This is a genomic window from Paenibacillus phyllosphaerae, assembly GCF_014192105.1.
GTDB lineage: Bacteria > Bacillota > Bacilli > Paenibacillales > Paenibacillaceae > Paenibacillus_Z > Paenibacillus_Z phyllosphaerae.
Window position 1 is genome coordinate 166,225 of record NZ_JACHXK010000002.1, and the last position, 17,057, is coordinate 183,281.

Below are 17,057 nucleotides of genomic sequence, written 5' to 3' on the forward strand. Positions count from 1 at the left end.
TTTGCTTAACATCATGAATCCAACTAAGGGGGGATGACACCTACATGGCAACCAAAGCCGGCTCCAAGTATAAAAAGATGACGATGTCGCCGCAGGAGTACCAAACGTATGCCAAGACGCGCGAACCGTCCAGAGCTGTACTTCGTAACTGCCTGCGGGCCTTTCTTGTCGGCGGATTGATCTGTACGCTCGGACAAGTCATTCAAGATTTATTCGTCTATGCCTTCGGCATGTCGCAGCAGGAAGCGGGCAATCCGACCGTCGCGATCCTGATCTTAACGTCCGTCATTCTAACCTGTCTGGGCGTGTATGACAAAATCGCGCAATGGGCCGGAGCCGGGACGGCCGTTCCGGTCACCGGATTCGCGAATTCGATGTGCTCGGCGGCGCTCGAGCATCGCAGCGAAGGCCTTGTGCTCGGCGTAGGAGGCAATATGTTCAAGCTTGCAGGTTCCGTAATCGTATATGGGACGGTAGCCGCCTTCTTCATCGGGATCATCTACATGGCGTTCGGCGTGGAGGGACACTAAGATGCTGCGCGGCAAGCAAACTTGGTGGTTCGAGAAACGGCCTGTCATCATTGGAGCGGCTACCGTCGTTGGCCCGGATGAAGGCGACGGACCGCTTGCAGCCGATTACGATCTGGTGCACCCGGAACTGGACTTGCAGCAGAAGAGCTGGGAGAAGGCTGAACGCCTGCTGATGGAGCAGGCCTCGGATTTCGCGCTGAAGAAGGCTGGCGTGGATAAGCAGGAGCTCAGTTTCTACGTCGGCGGCGATCTGATGAATCAGATCATCAGCAGCACGTTCGCCGCGCGATCGATCGGAGCGCCGTATATCGGCATGTTCGGGGCATGTTCCACCTCGATGGAATCGCTAGCCATCGCTTCGCTCATGGTCAATTCCGGCGCGGCCAATTCGGTTCTGGCCGGCGTATGCAGCCACAATTGCACGGCGGAGAAGCAGTTCCGCTACCCGACCGAATATGGCTCCCAGAAGCCGCCGACCGCGCAATATACGGTTACGGGCGCAGGGGCCGTCGTCGTCGCGCCGGAAGGCAAAGGCCCTGTCGTCGAATGCGCGACGATCGGCAAGATCGTCGATCTGGGCATTAAGGACCCGTTCAATATGGGGGCTGCGATGGCGCCGGCGGCCGTCGATACCATCCAGACCCACTTTAACGATACCGGGCGCGAACCCAAAGACTATGATCTCATCGTCACCGGCGACTTGGCGACGGTCGGTCATGGCATCGCCAAGGACCTCCTCGTCCGGGACGGCGTGCCGATGAACGATACCGTGTTCACTGACTGCGGACTGCTCGTGTACGACGTCGCGCGGCAAAAAGTGCAGGCAGGCGGCAGCGGATGCGGCTGTTCCGCGGTCGTGACGTACGGGCATCTGCTGAAGCGGCTCGAGCAAGGCGAATTCCGGCGAATTCTTGTCGTGGCGACCGGAGCGCTCCTCTCGCCGCTGTCGTTCCAGCAAGGGGAGAGCATTCCCGGCATCGCGCATGCGGTAGCGATTGAACGGGCGCAATAAAGGAGGGAGTATCAAGCGAATGCACTTCATTTGGGCTTTTATTATCGGTGGGGCGATCTGCGTGATCGGCCAGCTTATGTTCGATGTCGTGAAGCTCACGCCCGCCCATACGATGGCCGCGTTGGTCGTGACCGGAGCCATCGTCGACGGGCTTGGCTGGTACGAGCCGCTCGTTGATTTTGCGGGGGCCGGCGCCACGGTGCCGATCACCAGTTTCGGCAACGCGTTGGTGCACGGCGCGCTGACGGAATATTACCGGGATGGCTGGATCGGCGTCATAACGGGGATATTCGATTTGACGAGCGCGGGCATATCGGCAGCGATTATTTTCTCGTTCCTGGCGGCCTTGGTCGTCCGTCCCAAAGGTTGAATATACGCACCGAACAAGCATTGGAGGATTCCCTGTGGGATTCTCCAATTTTTTTTGTAATCTATCGGCTGTACGGCACTAGCAAACTTTTTGTAAAATAATAACATAGGCTCAATTTCGATACTCCGGGAGGTATGCAGTCAATGGATAAGAATAAGGCAGAATACTCATTATGCAACTTGATACGCAGCAATTTGGAACGTTGTATCCTGGGGAAAAAAGTCGAGATCGACCGATTACTAACTGCGCTGCTCGCTGGCGGGCACGTTCTCATTGAAGATGTACCGGGTACCGGAAAGACTCAGTTGGTTAAGGCATTGGCCAAAACGATCGGCGGTCAGTTCCGCCGCGTGCAATGCAACCCGGATCTGCTGCCGACTGACATTACGGGCGTGGCGATCTATCATCCGCGCGACGAAGCGTTTATTTTCCGTCCGGGTCCGGTAATGACGAATCTGCTCCTGGTCGATGAGATTAACCGGGCAACGACCAAGACGCAGTCTGCCCTGCTCGAAGCGATGGAAGAGCGCCATGTGACGATCGACGGGGAGTCCTATCCGCTGCCGACGCCGTTCATTCTCATCGCAACGCAGAACCCGATCGAATTCGAAGGCACATACACGCTGCCTGAAGCGCAGCTGGACCGCTTCATGATGAAGCTGACGCTCGGTTATCCGGACGCTTCGACGGAGCGGATGATGCTGCTGGCGCCGGACTCTACCTCGCCGACGGATAAGCTCGCGCCGGTCGCGGACAGCGAGCAAATGGCCGCGCTGATGCAGAAGGTTCGCGGCGTTCATGTCGACGAAGCGGTCGGCGATTATTTAGTGCGCATCGTACGCAGCACGCGCGAGCATTCCGGCGTACAGCTAGGCGCCAGCCCGCGTGCCGCAATTTCGCTGCTGGCGGCTGCCCGGGCGGCGGCATTCCTGCAGGAGCGGGACTATGTCATTCCCGATGATATCAAGTCGCTGGCTCATGTCGTCTTGGCCCATCGGATCGTGCTCCATACGGAAGCCAGACTGAGCGGGCTGACGACGGAAGAGGTTATCGATACCGTCATCAAGCAGACCAATGTGCCTGTAAGGCTGGAACGGTAGCCTATGCTCTTACACCGGGCATTCACCAGATGGCGGGTCATTGGACTTCTGTATGCATCCTCGCTTCTGTTTCTCCTCTTCCAGGGCGGGAAAACATCACTTATGCTCTTTGGCATTTTCAATGTACTTTTAATCTATTTGCTGCTTGGCCGATTCAGCGGCATTAGCCGCGTGAAGGGGGCGAGGCGTCTATCCTTCGGCAACCAGGCCGCGGCCGGCGAGAAGGTGCTGACCGCCGGCACGCGTCTCGATGTCCAGCTGTCGGTCCATATTCCCGGCTTCTGGCCGGCGCCGTACGTGCTCGTGCGGGATCGAATCGTTCGGCAGAACGGGACGGAGTTGGCGTTCGAGTCTTCCTTCGTGCCGAATTACAAGCGTTCCGGCGAAGTTTCCTATACGACGCCGGGACTGACGCGCGGCATCTATCGTTTTGCCCCGACAGCTTGCTCGACCTGCGATATCTTCGGGTTGTTCGAGCATACGGGCAGCTTCGAGTCCGGCGAAGCGTTCAGCGTCTATCCGCAGACGGTACCGATCCGGCATTGGGCGCAGCTTCGGCATGGCGCCAAGGGTCCGTACTCGACTTCGGCTTCCCAGCGGGCAGCGAAGGAGACGACGCAGATCAACGGCGTGCGCGAATATATTTATGGCGACCGGCTGTCGCGTATCCACTGGAATGCGACGGCCAAGACGGGACAGTGGAAATCGAAGGAGTTCGAGCGCGAATCCCTTCCGCGCACGATGCTCATCCTTGACCGTTACGGCGGCGCCTACGAGACGGGCGAGCATTTCGAGCTAGCGGTGTCTGCTGTAGCCTCGATCGCGCAATTCTCCTTCCGCAGTTCAACCTCGATCGGTCTCTTATCGGCCGGACAGACCAAAGAAGGGATGGCGGCTAAGGCGTCACCCGATCAGCTCGAGCTCATGATGAACCATTTTGTCCGTGTTCAGCCCGATGGCGCAGTGCCGATCTATCGAACGCTCCGGCAATCGGACGCGATGCTGCCTTACGGCTCGTTCGCCGTCCTTGTTACGCCGCAAGGCGGGGAGGAAACGGTTCGTACGATGGAATGGCTGAGCAAGAGAGGAATTGTCCCGCTGCTCGTTCATATTCGCAGCCAAGCATCGGCGGGGCGCGCGCAGGATGACTGGCAGCGCCTGTTGCGCAAAGGCGGATTCAGCGTCCATTCCATCAGTACGCTGCAAGAGCTGCCGGCGGTGCTGGAAGGAGGCGGGGCTTCATGAAGCGGATACGACAGGCTGCTGCAGGACTGATGAGCGGCAGTTTCGATAAGCTGTCCACGCTGTTCTCGGCGGCGATCATCGCGCTCTGGATCCAATCCTTCGGCGATTGGTGGTGGGCGGAAACCTACGCGGTTATTTACAGCATGCTGATTTCTACCGTAATTCTAGCTTTCCTTATTCCTTGGAAGAAGGTCTCGATTCCGGTGCAGCTCGTCTTCGTCCTGCTGACGACGCTGATCTTCTCCGGGCTTCAGTGGCCGCAGCTGTACCCAAGCGGGACGACCGCCGAGAATCGTTGGATCCTATGGCTCCGGGAGCTGACCGAGCAGTTAAGTCCTTTTGTGTGGATTAGCCTTGGGGTATGGCTGGTCGTACAGGCCTCCGTCATCTTGAGCAAGCAGAGGAAGGGTCTTATCGTCGTGGTTGGCTCGGCCCTATTCTCGTTATCGGTAATCGACTCGCTGTTTACGCCGATCCGGCTGTGGCAGGAGGTGGCGTCGATCGTCTCGATCGGGCTGCTCTGGCTGGTTGTCAGCCACTTTGAACAGTTCCGCAAGAAACATCCGGGCAGCTGGCGGGACTTACTCGATTACCCGATTAGCTTGGTCGCCTCCGTGCTAGTGGTCATTGTCCTCGTCATGGCAGGCGGCATATTCCTGCCTTCGATCGAACCGGTAATCCGCGATCCGTATACGGTGTGGAAAGAATCGCGCGGCGAGGCCGTCCCTTCCATGATCGGCGACAAAATCGGCATAGAGGTCGTTACGCCGGCGGGACCGGGAGACAGCCGTTCCGGTTACAGCCGCAATGACGAGGTGCTTGGCGGCGGGTTTACGTTCGACTATTCGCCCGTCATGGAAGTTACGACGACCAGACGCAGCTATTGGCGCGGCGAGACCAAAGAAGTGTACACCGGCAGAGGCTGGGACGATACCCGCAATGAGATCGATCTTGATCCCGTAACGAGAATCAAAGCGGGAGATTTGCTGGAAGCTAGCGGTCAAGGAGCAGGGCCGACCACGCAGATTCAGCAGACGTTCACCATGCTGCGCGAGGAGGATCGATTCCCGGTACTGTTCGGCGCTTCGCCGATTTCTTCCGTCGTGATGATCGATGAGGAAGGCATGGCGCTGCCAGCGCTCCGTTGGCTGCCCAGCTCTTGGGAACTGCGGATGCCAGGCAACTCGCGGACATACCCGACCACGTATTCCGTTACCTCGGAAGTGATTCAGCTCGATGAAGCGGCCGTACGCAAAATATCCGCCGAACAAGCGGCAGGCGACATGAACGACGTGTACCTGCAGCTGCCGGCTAATCTGCCGCAGCGGGTCCGCACGCTCGCGGCCGAGATTACGAAGGATCAGACGACCGCTTATGATAAGGTCAAGGCGATCGAAGCCTACCTCCAGCAGAATTATACCTATAATAATGAGCCGGATCTGACGAAGAAGCTGAGCAAGGACATGGTGGACGGCTTCCTGTTCGAGATGAAGGAAGGCTACTGCGATTATTTCTCCACCGCTATGGCCGTGCTGACGCGGTCGCTCGACATTCCCGCCAGATGGGTGAAGGGTTACTCGCCAGGGGCGCTTCCGCCGAATCCGGCCATGCAAGGCTACTTCGGCGGAGATCCGGAAGCGATCATCGATCCGAATGGAGCGGGCACGTACACGGTGCGTAACTCCGATGCGCATTCTTGGGTCGAAGTTTATTTCGACGGTTACGGCTGGCTGCCGTTCGAGCCGACGACAGGCTTCGCCTATCCGTATGCGCTGCCGGAGACGGCCGACGCGCCGGAGACGGTCGTTGTCCCTGAAGACGTGACAACGGAAGTTGCCGCTGAAGAAGAGGACAACAAAGGTTTCAGCACGGGCTGGATCATCGGCTCCGCGGTAGCTGTCGTCCTGTTGTCTGCGACGACCGCCTTCATTCTCTACTATCGCCGCAACGGTCTCAGCCTGCGTCTGCAGAGAGGCGGAACGAACAATGCGAACGAACGGATTGTCAGAGAGACCGAGCGTCTCATCCGCTACTGCCGCCGCAAAGGACTCGACCGGAGCGAGCACGAGACGGTGCGCGAGACGATGAACCGCTGGTCCGGACATATGACAAGTCTGGAGAAGGAGTTCAAATCCGTCCAATCCGCGTTCGAAAAAGCCAAATACAGCGCTCAGTCGCTAAGCGACGAAGAAGTAGCGCGCTTCGAATCGAACGCGAAGGTGATTCGCGAACGATTGTCGTCATAGTAAAGTAAAGTAAAGTAAAGTAAAGTGAAGTTCAACCGGTGCAGGAGTTTCCTGCACCGGTTTTTACTTTTAAAAAGTAGAGCGTGTCCACGAAGGTCAAGCGAGGTTAGCAGCAATATCCGCAAGTAGCGTCAACGTAACAGATCTCAACCTCACCAAAAAAGCAAGCCTTGTCCGCAAGGCGGACAAAGCGCTCTAAGCAAGCGATCCCATCATCCTGCCAACAGAGGTCCATTCCACCCCAAGGCAAAAAGTAGCGAACGAAGCTCGAACAAGAGCTTTGTCCTGTATCCAATTTGCTGCAATGTCCGAAGGACATGTTCCAGCAAGCCGATAAGGACAACGCGAGCTACGACGAAAGGACAGATCGAAGACGGCCGCGTACCGAGTCACGCCGATTATGGGTGTCCAGAGGGTGATAACCCTCGGAACCCCCTCGGCGGAGGGGGCTTGGGGGAGGCGAAACGGTTTTAAAGAAACGATCGTAACGAACTTAAAAGAAGGGTTCAACAAGGGCAACGCCCTTTTCCGCCGCCGGAACGTACAAGCTTTGCATGAAATTCCCTTTGTATGGTATAGTTTCGATGATAGCGATAGCAGGGGAGTCGAAACCATGTTTGAACGGCTGATGCCGCATATGCGCGTCAATACCATATACGATATTGATCTTCACGCCCTTAAGGAACAGGGCATAATAGGGATTATTACGGATCTGGACAATACGCTTGTCGGCGCGAAGGTGCCGCTGGCAACACCGGAGCTTGTCAAATGGCTGGATGTTGTGCGCGATCTCGGCTTCAAGGTCGTCATCGTATCGAACAACAATCAGACACGGGTGGCCAAGTTTGCCGAGCCGCTGAATATCCCATCCATTCACGCTGCGCGCAAGCCGGCGAATAGGGCTTTCAAGGCGGCGCTGACCGTACTTGAGCTGCGTGCCGAACAGACGGCCGTTATTGGAGATCAGATGATGACCGATGTGCTTGGCGGCCGCAGAATGGGCCTGCATACGATTCTCGTGAATCCGATTACGCCGGCTGACGAAGGATTCGGGACACGGATCAACCGGATCATGGAGCGCTTCGTACTGTCCCGTCTTCGCAAAAAAGGGCTATGGCCCGAGGAGGATCGCAAGTGACGAATTCGCAACAAGAGAAAGTAAGATGTGCCGGCTGCGGCGTTAATCTGCAGACGAAGGATTCGGGCAAGCCCGGCTTTGTCCCGGCGGCAGCGCTAGAGAAAGAGATCATTATCTGCCAACGCTGCTTCCGGATCAAGAATTATAACGAGGCGGCTTCCGTCGCCATCGATCAGGACGACTTCCTAAGGCTGCTTGGCGGCATTGCCGCTACAGACAGCCTTGTTGTGCATATTGTCGACCTGTTTGATTTCGAAGGGAGCATCATTCCGGGCCTGCAGCGCTTCGTGGGCAACAACCCGGTGCTGCTCGTCGTGAACAAAATCGACCTGCTGCCGAAGGGCGTCAGCACGAACCGGCTGCGCAACTGGGTGCAGAAACAGGCGAAGGCGCAGGGCATCCGCTTGATGGATGTCATTCTGTGCAGCGCCAAACGCGGCACCGGCTTCGAGCATGTCATCGAAGCGCTGGCTCAGCATCGGGGCGACCGCGACGTCTATGTAGTCGGCGCGACGAACGTGGGTAAATCCACGCTGATCAACCGCCTCATTCGCGACTACAGCGACCTGGAGCGCGAGCTGACGACTTCCCGTTATCCGGGAACGACGCTCGATGCGGTTCATATTCCGCTGGACGACGGCCATGACATTATCGACACGCCGGGGATCGTCTATTCGCACCGGATGACGGAGATCGTGCCGCGCGACGTGCTGGGAGCGATTCTGCCGGAGAAAGAAATCAAGCCGATCGTATACCAGCTTAATGCGGATCAGTCGATTTTCGTAGGTGCGCTCGCCCGTTTCGATTTCGTTGAAGGGGAACGCCAATCCTTTACGTTCTATGTATCGAATGGCCTGAAGCTGCACCGGACGAAGCTCGAGCGTGCCGATGAGCTGTACGCGGAGCATAAGGGCGTCATGCTTGCGCCGCCGAGCGCCGAGCAGTTGGCCGACATGCCGGCATGGACGCGCCACCGTCTGAACGTGAAGCGCGGACAAGAGATGGACGTATTCATCTCGGGACTGGGCTGGATCCATGTGAACAGTACGGTGGGTGCGCTGATCGATATTCATGCGCCGAAGGGCATCCGCGTCATGCTGCGGGATGCATTGATTTAATTAGACGACACCACGGTACAAGTCACCAAGAGCAGCGATCGAACTCGAGGCATGGGAGCGTGGAGAGGTTTCATGGGGAACGTAATCGCTCAGCAGAGCATGGGCAATAGCGTAGACAGCAACACTTTATTGTATAGCGTCATCGGGGATCCGATCCGCCACTCCAAGTCCCCGGTCATGATGAACCGGGCCTTCAAGGAGACGGGGATTAACGGGATTTACACCGCATTTCATATTCAGAGCGAGCAACTGGGCGCTTTCGCCGCGGGTATAAGGGCGATGGGGATCCGAGGCGTGAACGTCACAATTCCGCATAAGCTGGATATTATGGCGCATCTGGATGAAATCGATGAGAGCGCGCGCGTCATTGGCGCCGTCAATACGATCGTGAATGAGGATGGCAAGCTCATCGGCTATAACACCGACGGCTTGGGCTATGTCCGTTCGTTGAAAGAGGAAGCGGAACCCCATCTGGCTGGGCGTCGGATTCTGATCGTCGGAGCAGGCGGGGCAACCCGCGGCATTCTGTACGCCTTGGCCAAGGAAGGCGTCGGGCATGTAACCATCGCGAACCGCACCGTCGAACGCGCGCAAGAGCTTGCTGCGGTTTTCCAAGGACAAGCAGACGTCCGGGCGATTGGTACTGACGAATTGGCTCGCGCATGCGGGGAGGCCGACATCATCATCAATACGACCTCCGTAGGCATGTATCCGAACGTGGAAGCCACTCCGCTTAATGCCGATTGGCTGCCGAGCGGCGCGATTGCAAGCGATCTGATCTATAACCCGCTTAAGACACGATTCCTGCAAGAGGCCGAAGATCGCGGCCTTAAGATCCATGGTGGACTTGGCATGTTTATTTATCAGGGCGCATATGCCTTTGAATATTGGACGGGTACAGCCGCTCCGGTCCAGGCGATGAGGCAGACCGTCCTCGAAGCGCTCGGGCATGCAGCGGCGAAGTAAGTTTTTTGACCAAACGAGAGAAGGAATGGACAACAATGCTAACAGGCAAACAAAAACGTTTTTTGCGCTCGCAAGCGCATCATTTGAACCCGATTTTCCAAGTAGGTAAAGGCGGCACGAACGATAATCTCGTCCGTCACATCGAAGAAGCGATTGAAACGCGTGAACTGATCAAAGTTTCCGTCCTGAACAACTGCCTGGACGATCCGAAAGAAGTCGGCGAGTGGATCGCCGAGGAGTCCGGCGCAGAGCTTGTGCAGGTGATCGGCAAAACCATCGTGCTGTACAAGGAATCCAGAGAGCATAAGACCATCGAGTTGCCTTAAGGCGTCGACTGAAGGAGGCGTAGGGCAGCGTGAGAATCGGATTAATGGGCGGTACGTTCGATCCCATCCATATGGGACATTTGCTTGCGGCGCAGGCTGCTCGCGAGGCGTATCCGCTTGATCAGGTGTGGTTCATTCCTTCAGGCGTTCCGCCGCTCAAAGGGCGCAATCCCGGAGCGGACAGCGTGGCCAGGTTGGAGATGACGATGCTGGCTACGGAGGTCGAACCCGCTTTTCGCGTATTGCCGCTTGAAGTGGATCGCGGCGGGGTCAGCTATTCCTACGATACGGTAACCGAGCTGATGGAGCGGCATCCGCAAGCGGAATTCGCCTACATTATCGGTTCCGATCGCGTGAACGATCTGGTCAAGTGGCACCGCATCGAAGAGCTTGCGGCCAAGATCCGCTTTATCGGCTTAGCCCGGCCCGGTGACCCGATGACGCCATTGGAGGAGCTGCCCGCCTTCATCGCTTCGAGGCTGACGATTGCCCGCATGCCCCAGATTGAATTGTCTTCGACGGCGATTCGCCAGCGGGTCGCGCAAGGGCATTCCATCCGTTTTATGGTGCCGGAGAGCGTCTATTCTTATATCCAAAGGAACGGTTTATATGAATCGTGATATGATGATGGAGAAAGTACAGGCCGAGATGCCGCAGAAGCGCTGGACGCATACGCTTGGCGTAATGGAGACTGCCGTTATTCTAGCGAAGCGGTACGGCGCCGATCCGGTGAAGGCGGACCAGGCTGCGATCTTGCACGATGTGGCCAAATATTGGCCCACGTCGCGGATGGAACAGATCATTCGGGAGCAGCAGATGCCCGAGGAGCTGCTTCGATTTGACAAAGAATTGTGGCATGCGCCGGTCGGCGCCTTCGTTGCGGAGCGGGATTACGGCATTGCCGATCCTGAGGTGCTGGATGCGATCCGCTTCCATACCTCGGGCAGAGAACAGATGACCCTGCTGGACAAAATCGTTTGTCTGGCTGACTATATGGAGCCGGGGCGAGATTTCCCTGGCGTGCATAAAATTCGTGAATTAGCCGAGCATAGTGTGGAGAAAGCACTAATCGCCGGATTCGATTCAACCATTTCTTTCTTGCTGGCACAAGGCAAGCGGATTTTCCCGCTGACCGTGGCAGCGCGCAATGATTTAATTTTTCAATTACGGGAGGCTGAGCAATGACGGTTAATGCGGACAAATTATTGCAGCTTGTGGTGAATGCGGCTGAGGACAAAAAGGCACACCAGATCGTAGCGCTTAACTTACAAGGAATTTCGCTGGTTGCGGACTATTTTGTCATCTGCCATGGTAATTCAGACACGCAAGTGCAAGCCATTACGACCGAAATTCGCAAGGTGGCGCACGAGCACGGCGTGTCATTACGCGGGATCGAAGGGATGGACGCGGGACGTTGGGTGCTTGTGGACATCGGCGATGTCGTGGTACACGTGTTCCACCGCGATGAACGCGAATATTACAACATTGAGCGGCTGTGGTCCGACGCGAAGGTCGTGGAGTTCGCATGACGTTGATTGCTGGTGAGGTTGTACGCTTAAGGGTGGCACGCGAAGTGTCGCCCTTCGGCTTTTTCTTGACCGACGGAACAAGCGAAGTGCTGCTCCACTATACCGAGCTGACCGGCCATAAGCCGATGATCGGTTCGGAGATGGAAGTATTCCTGTTCTTCGATACGGAAGACCGGATGGCGGCCACGATGAAGAGACCGCTCATCAGATTGGGCGAGATTAAGCGTCTCGTCGTAGCCGATACGCATCCGCGCATCGGCGCTTTCCTCGAGATGGGGCTTGGACGCCAGCTGCTGCTGCCGTTGTCGGAGCAGCCGGAACTGAGGACGCTGCGCCCGCAAGTGGGCGATGAGGTGTTCGTGAAGCTGACTCATGACAAGATCGGCCGTCTGGTGGCCTATTCCGCCACGGAAGAAGATCTGATGGGGCTTGTGTTCCGAGCACCGGAGTCCTGGAAGAATAATTGGGTTGAGGGCTGGGTGACCAAGACGCTGAAGATCGGTTCGTTCGTCTTGATCGACGGCGGCGTCCTCGGCGAAGGCGCATTCGGCTTCATTCCGGCAGAGGAGCGCCCCGAACCGCTGCGGATGGGCGAGCGCGTCAAGGCGCGCGTCACGTTCGTGCGCGAGGATGGCCGCGTGAACTTGTCCATGCATCAGCGCAAGGAAGTTGGACGCGTCGAGGATGCGGATAAGATCCTGTCCTTCCTTCAGTCCAGACCGGCTGGCTCGATGCCGTATTCGGACGAGACGCCTGCTGACGTCATCAAACAGAAGTTCGGCATTAGCAAATCCGCGTTCAAGCGCGCGATCGGCAAGCTGATGCGCGAAGGGATTGTGACGCAGGAAGGGAACTGGACGAAGCTCGCGCCGAAGGATGAGGTATCGGCGGACAAGCAGCCGTAATCGTGAACGCCTGGCACGGAAGTATTGGCAGAGTCGCCCTGGCGGGCGGCTCTTTTTTTAGAATAGAAGAATTGGAGAGAGATCAAGATGGAAGCATACCAGCAATTTGCCACCGTGTATGACCGGTTGATGGAAGATATGCCTTATCCGCAATGGCTTCAGTTCGCGCAAGATTGCTGGGAGCGTCTAGGCATGCCGAAGACGATCGCCGATCTAGGTGCCGGAACGGGAAGCATCGCCATTCCGCTCGCGCAGAAGGGGCATGAGGTGTACGCGATCGACCTTGCGGCGGATATGCTGACCATCGGGCGGGCCAAGTGGGAGTCCCAACCGCAGCGTGCGCTGCGTGCAGAGGGCGGCTCTCTTCACTGGCTCGAGCAGGACATGCGGGAATGGGAACTGCCGAAGCAAGTGGACGCCGTAATTAGCTTCTGCGACTGCCTCAACTACTTAACCGAGCCGGAGGATGTCGTAGAGACGTTCCAAGCGACGTGGGAGGGGCTTGCCCCGGGCGGAACGTTCCTGTTCGATGTCCATGCCAAGCGCCAGCTGGAGCGTTATGCGGCTGAGCAGCCTTTCGTATTCGATGAGCAGGATGTCGCCTATATATGGGTAAGCGATTATGATGAAGAGAGAGAAGAGATCGAGCATCACCTGACGATCTTCGCGCGGGAAGGCCAACATGGCGGTGCCAAATATACCCGTTTCGAGGAAGTGCATGTGCAGCGCGCGTATGATCCGCGATGGCTCGAAGCCCAGCTTCGCAAAGCCGGATTCTCCCATATCGAGCTGTATGCGGACTTTACGTTCGATGCGCCGAACCCGCAGAGCGAACGCCTCTTCTTCGTCTGCGTCAAATAACGACTTCGCTTGACAGGCGGCGCGCCGCTTCATTATAATCGAACTAACCATTTTTATGTAATGGCGTCGATAAGGAACAGTAGTTTCACGCGTGTTGGTGCAGAGAGACGGCGGTAGGTGCAAGCCGTTCCAGCATAGGAAGCGAACTCGCCTTGGAGCCGTATGCAGCGTATGTATGCCGTTCGTGCAGCACGCGCCCACGCATGCCGTAACACCTGCGTTAAAGGTGTCGAGTGAGCGTCAAGCCAGTAGGTGGGTGGGCGCTAACTAGGGTGGTACCACGGGAAGTTAATCCTCTCGTCCCTAGCGTTTATTACGCTTGGGCGGGAGGTTTTTTTATGTCGATCAGGAGGGATATCAATGGCACAAGAGCGCCAGGAGCAACAAGGCTATAATCCCCAGTCGATCGAGCCGAGATGGCAGAAGTACTGGGACGAGAACAAGACTTTCGCAACGACCGAGGATGCAGGCAAGCCGAAATTTTACGCGCTTGACATGTTCCCTTATCCATCCGGCGCAGGGCTGCATGTCGGCCATCCGGAAGGTTACACGGCTACGGATATCGTATCCCGCTACAAGCGGATGCGCGGCTACAATGTCCTCCATCCGATGGGTTGGGACGCATTCGGATTGCCGGCCGAGCAGCACGCGCTCGATACAGGCGAACATCCGCGCGATATTACGGTTAAGAACATCAACAACTTCCGCCGTCAGATCAAGTCGCTCGGCTTCTCGTACGACTGGGACCGCGAGTTCAGCACGACGGATCCGGATTACTATAAGTGGACGCAGTGGATCTTCATCCAGCTCTACAAGAAAGGCCTTGCGTATGTAGCGGAAGTGCCGGTGAACTGGTGTCCGGCCCTTGGAACGGTACTGGCGAACGAAGAAGTCATCAACGGCCTCAGCGAACGCGGCAACCACCCGGTAATTCGCAAGCCGATGCGCCAATGGGTACTGAAGATCACCGAGTATGCGGATCGCCTGCTCGACGATCTGGAAGAGCTCGACTGGTCTGAGAGCATCAAGGATATGCAGCGCAACTGGATCGGCAAATCGAAGGGCGCAGAAGTAACTTTCGCAATCGATGGTCACGAAGATTCGCTCGTCGTGTTCACGACGCGTCCGGATACGCTGTTCGGCGCAACGTACTGCGTGCTTGCTCCCGAGCATGAGCTGGTCGCAAGCATTACGACCGATGCCCAACAAGAAGCGGTCAAATCCTACCAAGAGAAAGCTTCGCATAAGAGCGATCTGGAGCGCACCGACCTGGCTAAGGAGAAGACGGGCGTATTCACAGGCGCTTACGCGATCAATCCGGTCAGCGGCGCTCAGGTACCGATCTGGATTGCCGACTATGTGCTCGCCGGTTACGGCACAGGCGCGATCATGGCTGTTCCGGGCCACGACGAGCGCGACTGGGAGTTCGCGAAGCAGTTCGATCTGCCGATCGTGGAGGTCGTATCGGGCGGCGACGTTACGAAGGAAGCTTATTCCGGCGACGGTCCGCACGTGAACTCCGATTTCCTGAATGGCCTAAGCAACGAAGCGGCGATCGCAGCAATGATCGAGAAGCTCGAAGCAACTGGCAAGGGTAAAGGCAAAGTAACCTACCGCCTGCGCGACTGGCTGTTCAGCCGCCAGCGCTACTGGGGTGAGCCGATCCCGATTCTGCATCTCGAAGACGGCACGATGAAGCCGGTTCCGGAAGATCAGCTGCCGCTGGTGCTGCCGGACGTAGACGCCATCAAGCCATCCGGTACAGGCGAATCCCCGCTCGCGAACGTAACGGAGTGGGTGGAGACCGTGGATCCGGAGACGGGCATGAAAGCTCGCCGCGAGACGAACACGATGCCGCAATGGGCGGGCAGCTGCTGGTACTACCTGCGCTTCATCGATCCGCATAACGATAAGGAAATTTGTTCGCCGGAGAAGCAGAAGGAATGGCTGCCTGTCGACCTGTACATCGGCGGCGCGGAGCATGCGGTCCTTCACTTGCTGTATGCGCGCTTCTGGCATAAAGTGCTGTACGATCTTGGCGTCGTGCACACGAAGGAACCGTTCCACAAGCTGGTGAACCAAGGCATGATTCTCGGTACGAACAACGAGAAAATGTCCAAATCCCGCGGCAATGTTATCAACCCGGACGACATCGTGAATGAATTCGGCGCCGATACGCTTCGGATGTACGAAATGTTCATGGGTCCGCTGGAAGCGACGAAGCCATGGAACACGAACGGCGTAGAAGGCATGCACCGCTTCCTCTCCCGCGTATGGCGTCTGTTCATTAACGAAGACGGCGCTGTCAGCGCGAAGATCGGAGCAGGCGAAACGACGGATGCCTTCAAACGCGTCTGGCACCGGACGGTGAAGAAAGTAACCGACGACTATGATCACTTGCGTTTCAACACGGCAATCAGCCAGTTGATGATTTTCGTCAACGAAGCCTATAAGACCGATTCGCTGCCGCGCGAAGCGGTGGAGAACTTCGTTCAACTGCTGTCGCCGCTTGCGCCGCATATCGCGGAAGAGCTGTGGTCGAAGCTTGGTTATGAAGGGTCGATCTCCTATGTGGCATGGCCGTCGTATGATGAAGCTTGGACAATCGATCAGGAGGTCGAAATTGTCGTTCAAGTGAACGGCAAAATTATCGACCGGATTTCGATCGCGGCAGAGACGGACGAGGAAGACATGAAGAAGCTGGCGAAGGAATCGGGGAAAGTGGCCGAGGCAATCGCAGGCAAGACGATCCGCAAGGAGATTGCCGTTAAAGGCAAGCTCGTCAATATCGTCGCCAATTAATAAACATCCGTACGAAGAGGTGGATGGCAGCTTAACGCAAAGCATGCGTTAGGTGCCATTCACCTCTTTGCCGTATAACTGGTCATGCACCTTGGTCAGATCCTCCTGGTACTTGGCATGCGTCGTGCGAATGACCGCATTAAATACGCCATTGAGCTCCGAGCTGAGCAGCGCAAGGGCTTTGGCCGTAATGCCGCCCGGGACGGCGACGCGCGTCTGCAGTCCTTCCGGCGACATGCCGCCATCGGTGAGCAGATGGCCGGTGCCGCGCAGCATGCTGCTGGCGATCGCGGTTGCTTCTTCACGTCCAATGCCGGTCTCTTCAACGGCGGCATCGATGAACTTCTGAAGGATGAAGGCCATAAAAGCCGGTCCGCAGCTGGACAAGTCGGAGACGATCCGGGTATGGCTCTCTTCGATCTGAAGCGGATCGCTGATATGGGAGAGCAGCGCGAGCAGACGTGTCCGGTCGGCGGCATTCAAGCGGCTGCCGAACATGCAGAGCGTAGCGCCGCACAGCATGTAATTGGTGATGCTGGGGATCACCTTGGCGACCTTGCATGGCAGCCAGTCCTCCAGCTGTGCAAGCAGGACGGGACTCGTGATCGAGATGACAAGCTGATGCGGCTGAAGGCTGCCTTTGATCTCGTCAATCACTTTTTTATATTCATGCGGTTTGACACAAATGAAGACAAGGTCCCGGCCCGCTGCAGCTTCTGCGTTCGAGGGAACGGCATTAAGGCCAGGATGGCGCACGGCTAACGATACGGCCTTGGCAAAGGTGCGGTTCGCAGCCGAAATTTGCGATGGGTCCAGCGCGCCGGAAGCGACGAAAGCATCGATCAGCAGACTGCCCATACTCCCAACCCCAATAAATCCGACATTCATGAATAATCCCTCCTAAGGCAC

The 17,057-nt window shown here is 57.0% G+C and carries 17 protein-coding genes and 1 other annotated feature; of the genes, 16 read left to right on the plus strand and 1 reads right to left on the minus strand.

From position 1 onward, the window contains the following. The first annotated feature begins 44 nt into the window (after positions 1-44). From spoVAC to leuS, 16 genes are all read left to right on the plus strand, one after another. The gene (gene spoVAC / locus FHS18_RS04780; RefSeq protein ID WP_183597565.1) at positions 45-530 is read left to right on the plus strand and encodes a stage V sporulation protein AC; all 486 of its coding nucleotides are present in this window, start codon (positions 45-47) and stop codon (positions 528-530) included. Between the two features lies 1 nt (position 531). Next, a complete protein-coding gene (spoVAD, locus tag FHS18_RS04785; RefSeq protein ID WP_183597567.1) occupies positions 532-1,542 on the plus strand; it encodes a stage V sporulation protein AD in 1,011 nt (336 codons plus the stop codon). A gap of 19 nt (positions 1,543-1,561) precedes the next feature. Continuing rightward, entirely contained in the window at positions 1,562-1,912 is a 351-nt protein-coding gene (spoVAE, locus tag FHS18_RS04790) for a stage V sporulation protein AE (RefSeq protein ID WP_183597568.1), read from the plus strand. A gap of 143 nt (positions 1,913-2,055) precedes the next feature. Further along, a complete protein-coding gene (locus FHS18_RS04795) occupies positions 2,056-3,012 on the plus strand; it encodes an AAA family ATPase (RefSeq protein WP_183597569.1) in 957 nt (318 codons plus the stop codon). Between the two features lie 102 nt (positions 3,013-3,114). After that, on the plus strand, positions 3,115-4,257 hold the full coding sequence (locus tag FHS18_RS04800) for a DUF58 domain-containing protein (protein WP_246427466.1): 1,143 nt from the start codon (positions 3,115-3,117) through the stop codon (positions 4,255-4,257). Beyond that, positions 4,254-6,503, plus strand: coding sequence for a transglutaminase TgpA family protein (locus FHS18_RS04805; RefSeq protein ID WP_183597571.1), 2,250 nt, complete (start codon positions 4,254-4,256; stop codon positions 6,501-6,503). The genes FHS18_RS04800 and FHS18_RS04805 overlap by 4 nt, the downstream gene beginning before the upstream one ends. A gap of 400 nt (positions 6,504-6,903) precedes the next feature. Beyond that, a complete protein-coding gene (locus FHS18_RS04810; RefSeq protein WP_183597572.1) occupies positions 6,904-7,641 on the plus strand; it encodes a YqeG family HAD IIIA-type phosphatase in 738 nt (245 codons plus the stop codon). Beyond that, the gene (gene yqeH, locus FHS18_RS04815) at positions 7,617-8,759 is read left to right on the plus strand and encodes a ribosome biogenesis GTPase YqeH (protein WP_183597573.1); all 1,143 of its coding nucleotides are present in this window, start codon (positions 7,617-7,619) and stop codon (positions 8,757-8,759) included. The genes FHS18_RS04810 and yqeH overlap by 25 nt, the downstream gene beginning before the upstream one ends. A gap of 72 nt (positions 8,760-8,831) precedes the next feature. Further along, the gene (aroE, locus tag FHS18_RS04820) at positions 8,832-9,725 is read left to right on the plus strand and encodes a shikimate dehydrogenase (protein WP_246427468.1); all 894 of its coding nucleotides are present in this window, start codon (positions 8,832-8,834) and stop codon (positions 9,723-9,725) included. 35 nt (positions 9,726-9,760) lie between these two features. Beyond that, positions 9,761-10,051, plus strand: coding sequence for a ribosome assembly RNA-binding protein YhbY (gene yhbY, locus FHS18_RS04825; protein ID WP_183597574.1), 291 nt, complete (start codon positions 9,761-9,763; stop codon positions 10,049-10,051). Between the two features lie 29 nt (positions 10,052-10,080). Beyond that, positions 10,081-10,671, plus strand: a complete 591-nt coding sequence (gene nadD, locus FHS18_RS04830; RefSeq protein ID WP_183597576.1) for a nicotinate-nucleotide adenylyltransferase — start codon at positions 10,081-10,083, stop codon at positions 10,669-10,671. Next, on the plus strand, positions 10,661-11,236 hold the full coding sequence (yqeK, locus tag FHS18_RS04835) for a bis(5'-nucleosyl)-tetraphosphatase (symmetrical) YqeK (protein ID WP_183597578.1): 576 nt from the start codon (positions 10,661-10,663) through the stop codon (positions 11,234-11,236). The genes nadD and yqeK overlap by 11 nt, the downstream gene beginning before the upstream one ends. Continuing rightward, on the plus strand, positions 11,233-11,580 hold the full coding sequence (gene rsfS, locus FHS18_RS04840) for a ribosome silencing factor (protein ID WP_183597580.1): 348 nt from the start codon (positions 11,233-11,235) through the stop codon (positions 11,578-11,580). Before yqeK ends, rsfS begins: the two co-directional genes overlap by 4 nt. Continuing rightward, the gene (locus FHS18_RS04845) at positions 11,577-12,485 is read left to right on the plus strand and encodes a CvfB family protein (RefSeq protein WP_183597582.1); all 909 of its coding nucleotides are present in this window, start codon (positions 11,577-11,579) and stop codon (positions 12,483-12,485) included. The genes rsfS and FHS18_RS04845 overlap by 4 nt, the downstream gene beginning before the upstream one ends. Positions 12,486-12,572: 87 nt before the next feature. After that, complete coding sequence (locus FHS18_RS04850) at positions 12,573-13,346, plus strand: class I SAM-dependent DNA methyltransferase (protein WP_183597584.1); 774 nt, start codon at positions 12,573-12,575, stop codon at positions 13,344-13,346. 57 nt (positions 13,347-13,403) lie between these two features. Then, positions 13,404-13,654, plus strand: a binding site (T-box leader). A 52-nt stretch (positions 13,655-13,706) separates the two neighbouring features. After that, the gene (leuS, locus tag FHS18_RS04855) at positions 13,707-16,148 is read left to right on the plus strand and encodes a leucine--tRNA ligase (RefSeq protein WP_183597586.1); all 2,442 of its coding nucleotides are present in this window, start codon (positions 13,707-13,709) and stop codon (positions 16,146-16,148) included. Between the two features lie 48 nt (positions 16,149-16,196). On the opposite strand, the gene comER is transcribed toward leuS, so the two are convergent. Beyond that, positions 16,197-17,036 (minus strand): late competence protein ComER, encoded by an 840-nt coding sequence (comER, locus tag FHS18_RS04860; protein WP_183597587.1) that lies wholly within the window; start codon positions 17,034-17,036, stop codon positions 16,197-16,199. Positions 17,037-17,057: the final 21 nt, after the last annotated feature.

Excerpts from the sequence above, each read along its gene's own strand:
- spoVAC (WP_183597565.1), top strand. The coding sequence starts at position 45 with ATGGCAACCAAAGCCGGCTCCAAGTATAAAAAGATGACGATGTCGCCG.
- spoVAD (WP_183597567.1), top strand. The coding sequence starts at position 532 with ATGCTGCGCGGCAAGCAAACTTGGTGGTTCGAGAAACGGCCTGTCATC.
- spoVAE (WP_183597568.1), top strand. The coding sequence starts at position 1,562 with ATGCACTTCATTTGGGCTTTTATTATCGGTGGGGCGATCTGCGTGATC.
- FHS18_RS04795 (WP_183597569.1), top strand. The coding sequence starts at position 2,056 with ATGGATAAGAATAAGGCAGAATACTCATTATGCAACTTGATACGCAGC.
- FHS18_RS04800 (WP_246427466.1), top strand. The coding sequence starts at position 3,115 with ATGCTCTTTGGCATTTTCAATGTACTTTTAATCTATTTGCTGCTTGGC.
- FHS18_RS04805 (WP_183597571.1), top strand. The coding sequence starts at position 4,254 with ATGAAGCGGATACGACAGGCTGCTGCAGGACTGATGAGCGGCAGTTTC.
- FHS18_RS04810 (WP_183597572.1), top strand. The coding sequence starts at position 6,904 with ATGGGTGTCCAGAGGGTGATAACCCTCGGAACCCCCTCGGCGGAGGGG.
- yqeH (WP_183597573.1), top strand. The coding sequence starts at position 7,617 with ATGGCCCGAGGAGGATCGCAAGTGACGAATTCGCAACAAGAGAAAGTA.
- aroE (WP_246427468.1), top strand. The coding sequence starts at position 8,832 with ATGGGGAACGTAATCGCTCAGCAGAGCATGGGCAATAGCGTAGACAGC.
- yhbY (WP_183597574.1), top strand. The coding sequence starts at position 9,761 with ATGCTAACAGGCAAACAAAAACGTTTTTTGCGCTCGCAAGCGCATCAT.
- yqeK (WP_183597578.1), top strand. The coding sequence starts at position 10,661 with ATGAATCGTGATATGATGATGGAGAAAGTACAGGCCGAGATGCCGCAG.
- rsfS (WP_183597580.1), top strand. The coding sequence starts at position 11,233 with ATGACGGTTAATGCGGACAAATTATTGCAGCTTGTGGTGAATGCGGCT.
- FHS18_RS04845 (WP_183597582.1), top strand. The coding sequence starts at position 11,577 with ATGACGTTGATTGCTGGTGAGGTTGTACGCTTAAGGGTGGCACGCGAA.
- FHS18_RS04850 (WP_183597584.1), top strand. The coding sequence starts at position 12,573 with ATGGAAGCATACCAGCAATTTGCCACCGTGTATGACCGGTTGATGGAA.
- leuS (WP_183597586.1), top strand. The coding sequence starts at position 13,707 with ATGGCACAAGAGCGCCAGGAGCAACAAGGCTATAATCCCCAGTCGATC.
- comER (WP_183597587.1), bottom strand. The coding sequence starts at position 17,036 with ATGAATGTCGGATTTATTGGGGTTGGGAGTATGGGCAGTCTGCTGATC.